This is a genomic window from Microbacterium sp. BF1 (assembly GCF_019279095.1).
Taxonomy (GTDB): domain Bacteria; phylum Actinomycetota; class Actinomycetes; order Actinomycetales; family Microbacteriaceae; genus Microbacterium; species Microbacterium maritypicum.
Genome location: NZ_JAGYWT010000142.1, coordinates 1 through 5,570, shown reverse-complemented (window position 1 = coordinate 5,570; position 5,570 = coordinate 1). Strand labels below are relative to the sequence as shown.

Below are 5,570 nucleotides of genomic sequence, written 5' to 3'. Positions count from 1 at the left end.
GCTCCTTTGTTGGACCGCGCTGACGATCGTTTCGCCGCCCAGGTTCAGCACGAGCTTGAACTCGCAGGAGGTCGTGTCCAGGAGGGATTCCATCGGTAGCGACATCCGCCTCACGCCCACTAGCGCATAGCGAAAGGTCGTAGTCGAGGGCGAACAGCGACTCCTGCACCCCGGCGAGCAGCTCGGCGAAGAACCACCGGTCCACGGGTGGCATGACGATGCCCACGGTCTGGGTGCGTCCTGTCGCCAGGCTCGTGGCGGAGGAGTGCGCGACATAGGAGAGATCGCGAGCTGCGCTCTCGACGCGCTTCCGGGTCGCCTCCGACACGTATCCGCGGCCGCTCAGGGCGCGACTGGCGGTGGCCTTCGATACGCCTGCACGTGACGCGACATCCGCGATCGTGCTCATCGGTCCTCCTCGACCTGATCACGCGGCCTGCGTGGCCTCGACGCGGGGTGCGCGCCGCGTCACAGCGTAGTCGTCGTCGCCGAAAAAGGGAACCGGTTCCAGGCGCACGGCGAGGGAGCGCTCCCATCTCGTCGGGAGTCGGTGCATCGAATGGTTGCGAGCTTGTGACCCTAGCGTGTTGTGCAGGGATGCGGATGGCCAGTAGGTTGGCCTGGAATCGGTTCCCTAACGATGCCCCGGGGTGGCATCGCACAGCCGGGAACCTGTACTCGAAGAGGAGAATTCACATGGCTCTGTCACAGCGTTCCCGGCGTTACGCGCCGCTCGCCCTGCTGGGGGTCGCGGGCATCGCGCTCGCCGGATGTGGGGCTCCGGGTGGGGCACCCGGCACCGACGGGGGTGACGGGGGCGATGCCACCGTCACGATCTACGGCACGATCGTCGATGATGAGGCGAAGCTCCTCCAGGAGTCCTGGAAGGACTGGGCCGACGAGAACGGCATCACGATCAAGTACGAGGGCAGCCAGGACTTCGAGACCCAGCTCGGTACGCGTGCGCAGGGCGGCAACCCGCCGGACATCGCGATCTTCCCGCAGCCTGGTCTGTTCGCCGACTTCGCCAACCGCGACTACCTGAAGCCCGCGCCGGAAGAGGTCGAGAAGAACGCCAACGAGTACTGGACCGAGGACTGGGTCAACTACGGCACGGTCGACGGCACGTTCTACGGTGCGCCGCTGATGGCCAACGTCAAGGGCTGGATCTGGTACTCGCCGGCAAAGTTCGCCGAATGGGGCGTCGAGGTTCCCAAGACGCTCGACGAGATGGGCGCCCTCACCGAGAAGATCCAGGCGACGACCGGCACCCCCGCCTGGTGCGCCGGTTTCGAGTCGGGCACCGCGACCGGATGGCCGGGAACGGACTGGGTCGAGGACTACGTGCTGCGTCAGTCCGGTCCGGACGTCTACGACCAGTGGGTCACCAACGAGGTCAAGTTCACCGACCCGCAGATCAAGCAGGCGTTCGACTCGGTCGGCGAGGTCCTGCTGAACCCGGCCAACGTCAACGCCGGCTTCGGTGACGTGCGCTCGATCAACTCCACCGCGTTCGGTGATGTCGCTCCGAAGCTCGCCGGCGGCGAGTGCGCGCTGACCCACCAGGCCTCGTTCCTCTCGGGCTTCTTCCCCGACGGCACGGAGGTCGCCGAGGACGGCGACGTCTGGGCGTTCATGCTCCCGGGCGAGTCTGCGGATGACTCCGCCGTCACCGGTGCAGGCGAGATCGTCGGAGCGTTCAGCGACTCCGAGGCCACTCAGAAGGTGCTCGCGTACCTGTCCAGCCCCGAGTGGGCGAACAGCCGCGTCAGCCTGGGCGGTGTCACCTCCGCGAACAACGGGCTCGACCCCGCGAACGCGAAGGACCCGATCCTGCAGGAGACCATCAAGATCCTCCAGGACCCGAACACGACGTTCCGCTTCGACGCGTCCGACCTGATGCCGGGTGCTGTCGGCGCCGGCACGTTCTGGAAGGGCATGGTGGCGTGGGTCAACGGCACCCCCACGGACGACGTCCTCACGCAGATCCAGACGGGCTGGCCCGCCAGCTGAGAGAAGAGGAGGGCCGCCCTCTGGGGGGCGGCCCTTCTTCTCTCATGACGCCGCACGTCGATGTGCGGTCGTCGATCCGCTCCGCGTGATGAAGGGGAATCCGTGAACGCGACAATTTTCTTCCAGTGGATCGGCTCGCTCCCGCCGATCCTGCAGGCGGTCGCCGTCGTCATCGCATTCGCGGTGGTCGTGGCGGTCATCCTGCTCCTCGTGGACATCGCTCCACGCAGGGGGGCGCTGTACACCGGCATCCGGCTGGCGATGTGCCTGCTCATCCCGCTCGCCGTGATGTGGTTCTTCAACTCCTACTACTGGGCGATGGGTGTGGCCGTCGCCGTGGGTGCGCTGTTCTTCTGGCTGGACTATCGATCACGCGATGGCGCGGGATACCTGATCCAGCTCGTCGCCTTCATGGCACCGGCGATCCTGCTGCTGCTGGTCGGCTTGATCCTGCCGTCGATCCAGACGATGTACTCGTCGTTCCTGAGCTCGTCGGGCAAGGACTTCGTCGGGTTCGCCAACTATCTGTGGATCTTCACGCAGTCCGACGGCATCACCGCGGTGGTCAACACGATCATCTGGGTGCTCGTGGTCCCCACCGTCTCGACGATCGTCGGTCTGGCTTACGCGGTGTTCATCGATCGCACCCGCGGCGAGAAGATCTACAAGGTCCTCGTCTTCATGCCGATGGCCATCTCGTTCGTCGGCGCCGGCATCATCTGGCGCTTCATGTACGAGTACCGCGGGCCCCAGTTCGAGCAGATCGGACTCCTCAACCAGATCATGGTCTGGTTCGGGGGTGAGCCGCAGCAGTGGCTGCTGAACGAGCCGTGGAACACTCTGTTCCTCATCGTCGTGCTCATCTGGGTGCAGACCGGTTTCGCGATGGTGCTGCTGTCGGCGTCGATCAAGGGTGTGCCGCAGGAGCTTCTCGAGGCGGCGGAACTCGACGGTGCGAACGCCTGGGAGCGGTTCGTCTCGGTGACCGTCCCGTCCATCCGGCCCGCTCTGATCGTGGTGCTGACCACGATCTCCATCGCCTCTCTCAAGGTGTTCGACATCGTGCGGACGATGACCGCCGGCAACTACGGAACCTCGGTGCTCGCGAACGAGATGTACACGCAGTTCTCGAAGTTCGAGGCCGGCCGCAGTGCCGCGCTCTCCGTCATCCTGTTCATCCTGGTGCTGCCGATCGTCATCTACAACGCACGCCAGATCAAGAAGCAGCGGGAGATCCGATGACCGACACCCTGAAGTCCGAATCCGCTGTCAGCACACGAGCGATCACGACCGGGGGCGGCCTCGACGGCGCCGCAGGGCGCACTCGCAAGAAGCTGACGCGCCCCTGGGCATCCGTCGCCTCCATCCTGATCGCGGTGCTGTGGACCCTTCCGACGCTGGGGCTGTTCATCTCCTCGTTCCGTCCTCGCGACCAGATCCAGTCGTCCGGATGGTGGACGTTCTTCTCCGACCCGCAGGTGACGCTCGAGAACTATGTCGACGTGCTGCAGTCCGGCACGACCCAGCTGACCATCCTCGAATCGTTCATCAACTCCATCGCGATCACCATCCCGGCGACGCTGGTGCCGTTGATGATCGCGTCGATGGCGGCGTACGCCTTCGCGTGGATCGACTTCAAGGGCCGCAACGCGCTGTTCATCTTCGTGTTCGCCCTGCAGATCGTGCCGATCCAGATGGCGCTCGTGCCGCTGCTGAGCTCGTTCTCCCGAGGCATCAACCTCTTCGGGCTGCAGGTCACGACGCCGCTGGATGCGTCCTCCGGCTACGCGCAGGTGTGGATCGCGCACACCATGTTCGCGCTGCCGCTGGCGATCTACCTCCTGCACAACTTCATGTCGGAGATCCCGGGGGAGATCATCGAGGCGGCACGCGTCGACGGCGCCTCCCGCGGACAGATCTTCTTCCGCGTGGTGCTGCCCCTGACGATGCCGGCGATCGCGTCCGTCGCGATCTTCCAGTTCCTGTGGGTGTGGAACGACCTGCTCGTCGGACTGGTGTTCGCCGACGGCGCCGCGGCGCCGATCACGAAGCTGCTCGCCGAGATCACGGGCACGAGAGGAAACGACTGGTACCTGCTCACGGCGGGCGCCTTCGTCTCGATCATCGTGCCGCTGATCGTGTTCTTCGCCCTGCAGCGCTACTTCGTCCGCGGCCTGCTGGCCGGATCGACGAAGGGCTGAGCTTCGAGAGACGGCGGGGGCCTTTCGAGAGGACGGATGCCGCGGTCGGGTGCAATACAGCCCCGGTCGCGGCATCCGCGCGTCTACCCTGAAGTCATGAAGTACGCAGACTCCATCGTGGACCTCGTCGGCGACACGCCCCTCGTGAAGCTCCAGCACGTCACCGAGGGCGTCGCGTGCACGGTGCTCGTCAAGCTCGAGTACATGAACCCCGGCGGCTCTTCGAAAGACCGCATCGCCGCGCGCATCATCGACGCCGCCGAGGCCTCGGGCGATCTGAAGCCCGGGGGCACGATCGTCGAACCCACCAGCGGCAACACCGGCGTGGGCCTGGCGCTGGTCGCGCAGCAGCGTGGCTACAAGTGCGTGTTCGTGCTGCCGGACAAGGTCGGTGAGGACAAGATCGACGTGCTGCGGGCCTACGGCGCGGACGTCGTGGTCACTCCGACGTCTGTCTCTCCCGACAGTCCGGAGTCGTACTACAGCGTGAGCGATCGACTGGCCAGGGAGATCCCCGGGGCGTTCAAGCCGAACCAGTACGAGAACCCGAACGGTCCGCGCAGCCACTACGAGACCACGGGACCGGAGATCTGGCGCGACGCCGACGGCGAGGTCACGCACTTCGTGGCGGGCGTCGGCACGGGCGGCACGATCACAGGGACGGGCCGGTACCTGCGTGAGATCTCGGAAGGACGGGTGCGGATCGTCGGCGTCGACCCGGAAGGCAGCGTCTACAGCGGCGGCACCGGGAGGCCGTACCTCGTGGAGGGCGTGGGCGAGGACATCTGGCCCGGCGCGTATGATCCGACGGTGCCGCATGAGATCGTCGCGGTCGACGATGCCGAGTCCTTCGCGATGACGCGGCGCCTCGCGCGCGAGGAGGGAATCCTCGTCGGCGGGTCGAGCGGCATGGCCGTCGTCGGTGCGCTGCGCGTGGCGCGGGAGCTGCCGGCGGACGCTGTGATGGTGGTGCTGCTTCCCGACGGAGGGCGCGGCTACCTGGGGAAGATCTTCAACGACGGATGGATGCGCTCCTACGGCTTCAGCGAGGTGGAGGACGGGGAGACCGTCGCCGACGTGCTCGCAGCTCGTCCGACCCGGCAGGGCACCGCAATCCCCGACCTCGTGCACGCCCACCCGACCGACACCGTGCTCGAGGCGATCGGCATCATGACCGAGTACGACGTCTCGCAGCTGGTCGTGCTCAGCGCCGAACCGCCGGTCATGATGGGCGAGGTGGTCGGCACGGTCGACGAGAAAGGGCTGCTCGATCTGCTGTTCCGTGGCGAGGCGAATGCGGCCGATGCCGTCGGCGCGCACGTGGGGGAGCGGCTTCCGCTCGTCGGCATCCACACC

5 protein-coding genes are annotated in these 5,570 nt (G+C 66.2%); 4 read left to right on the top strand and 1 reads right to left on the bottom strand.

The annotated features are described in order from the left end of the window. Nucleotides 1-409: LacI family DNA-binding transcriptional regulator (locus tag KZA10_RS07025; RefSeq protein ID WP_256934518.1), on the bottom strand; the 409-nt coding region annotated here is incomplete at its 3' end. Between the two features lie 287 nt (nucleotides 410-696). On the opposite strand from KZA10_RS07025, the gene KZA10_RS07020 reads away from it, so the two are divergent. The 4 genes from KZA10_RS07020 to KZA10_RS07005 form a co-directional block, all read left to right on the top strand. Continuing rightward, entirely contained in the window at nucleotides 697-2,013 is a 1,317-nt protein-coding gene (locus KZA10_RS07020; RefSeq protein WP_055865444.1) for an ABC transporter substrate-binding protein, read from the top strand. A gap of 102 nt (nucleotides 2,014-2,115) precedes the next feature. Beyond that, the gene (locus KZA10_RS07015) at nucleotides 2,116-3,255 is read left to right on the top strand and encodes a carbohydrate ABC transporter permease (RefSeq protein ID WP_200942436.1); all 1,140 of its coding nucleotides are present in this window, start codon (nucleotides 2,116-2,118) and stop codon (nucleotides 3,253-3,255) included. Beyond that, complete coding sequence (locus tag KZA10_RS07010; RefSeq protein ID WP_141385804.1) at nucleotides 3,252-4,214, top strand: carbohydrate ABC transporter permease; 963 nt, start codon at nucleotides 3,252-3,254, stop codon at nucleotides 4,212-4,214. The genes KZA10_RS07015 and KZA10_RS07010 overlap by 4 nt, the downstream gene beginning before the upstream one ends. A 96-nt stretch (nucleotides 4,215-4,310) precedes the next feature. Further along, nucleotides 4,311-5,570: cystathionine beta-synthase (locus KZA10_RS07005; protein WP_218682506.1), on the top strand; the 1,260-nt coding region annotated here is incomplete at its 3' end.